Origin of the sequence: Mesorhizobium sp. M1A.F.Ca.IN.020.06.1.1 (genome assembly GCF_004023265.1) — a bacterium.
Classification (GTDB): domain Bacteria; phylum Pseudomonadota; class Alphaproteobacteria; order Rhizobiales; family Rhizobiaceae; genus Mesorhizobium.
This window is the reverse complement of the sequence record NZ_RZSR01001146.1, coordinates 1-1,669: the sequence shown is the minus strand read 5'-3', so window position 1 is coordinate 1,669 and position 1,669 is coordinate 1. Positions and strand designations below refer to the sequence as shown.

2 protein-coding genes are annotated in these 1,669 nt (G+C 66.6%); both read left to right on the top strand.

The window, feature by feature from the left end:
• The coding region (locus EOA60_RS31880; RefSeq protein WP_164899729.1) for a HEAT repeat domain-containing protein at nt 1–466 on the top strand (466 nt) is incomplete at its 5' end.
• Nucleotides 463–1,669, top strand: a 1,207-nt coding sequence (locus EOA60_RS31875) for a glycosyltransferase family 2 protein (RefSeq protein ID WP_164899728.1), incomplete at its 3' end; no start/stop codon positions are given. The genes EOA60_RS31880 and EOA60_RS31875, both read left to right, overlap by 4 nt.

The window sequence follows — 1,669 nt, the reverse complement described above, 5'->3', positions numbered from 1 at the left end:
CTTCAACGAGCTTGCGATCCATGCATCGCGCGTCGACGCCGTGCCCTTCATCAGGGCGGCCGCGATCGACGCGCTCGCCCGCGCCGGCGGCTTCGGCTTTGCCGCCTTCTTCGCCGGCTTGACCGGCGATGCCTCACCCGAGGTTGTCGCCGCGGCGCTGCGCGCGCTGGGCCTCACCGGACACGCCGATGCACCGGCGATCCTGACGAGCGCGATGGCAAACGACGACTGGGACGTGCGCGCCGCCGCCGCCGAGTCCGCGGGACGCCTCGGCCTTCCCGAACTTGCCCCGCCGCTGTCCAGGCTGCTGGACGACGAGGTCTGGAACGTGCGCTATGCCGCCGCCAAAGCGCTGCGCTCCTTCGGCCAGCCGGGCGAGCGGCTGCTGCGCCAGATTGCCGACAGCGAGGTCTCGCGCAGCCAGCGCACCGCCTCGCTCATTCTTGCCGAGGGGCCGGCCGCATGATTGCCGACTGGAGCGACGAGATCGTCCTTGCCGCCACCATCCTGTCCTGGTTCATCATCGCGGCGGGGCTGGCGCAGACGACAATCTATCTGCTGCAGCTCGTCCTCGCCGGCTATGCGCTGTCCAAGCGCCCGCCGGTGGCGCGCTCGGCGCTGCTCTGGCAGCGCTACGGCGAGGTCGCGCCGCCAATCGCGCTTCTGGTGCCGGCCTATAACGAGGAAGTGAATGTGGTGGAGAGCGTCCATTCGATGCTGGCGCTCGAATATCCGAATTTCGAGGTCATCGTCGTCAATGACGGCTCGAAGGACCAGACCTTGCAACGCCTGATCGAGGACTTCAAGCTGGTGAAGTTCCACCGTCCCTACGAGGACGCGCTGGCGCACAAGCCGATCCGCGGCCTCTATTCCTCGCCGATGACCGAGCGGCTGTTCGTGGTCGACAAGGAGAATGGCGGCAAGGCGGACGCGCAGAATGCCGGCATCAATGTCTGCCGCGCGCCGCTCTTTTGTGTGATCGACGGCGATTCCATCCTCGAGCCCGATGCGCTGATGCGCGCCGCCCAGCCCTTCATCGACGATCCCGAACGCACCATCGCGGTGGGCGGCACGATCCGCATCGCCAACGGCTCGAAGATCGAGGCCGGCAGGGTGCGCGAGGTCCATTTGCCGCGCCGCCTGCTGCCGCTCTTCCAGGTGGTCGAATATCTGCGCGCCTTCCTGATGGCCCGCCTTGCCTGGAGCAGCGTCAACACGCTGATGCTGGTTTCCGGCGCCTTCGGCATGTTCCGCCGCGCCGAAGTGGTGGCGGTGGGCGGCTTCACCAAAGGCTCGATGGGCGAGGACCTCGACCTTGTGATCAAGCTGCACCGCCACATGCGCGACAAGAAGCGCAAATACCGCGTTCAGTTCATTCCCGAGCCGGTGTGCTGGACCGAGGCGCCGGAAACGCTGAGCGTTCTGGCGAGGCAACGCACGCGCTGGCAGCGCGGCGCGCTCGAATGCTTCTTCCGCTACCGCGCCATGTTCTTGAACCCGCGCTATGGCCGCGTCGGCTTCCTCGGCTTCGGCCACATCTTCATCGTCGACGTTCTGGGGCCGGTGGCGGAGGTGCTGGGCTATATCCTGATCCCGGCCTTCTGGCTGCTCGGCATCCTGTCGGCCGAATATCTCCTGGCCTTCACTTCGCTGATCTTCACCTATGGCG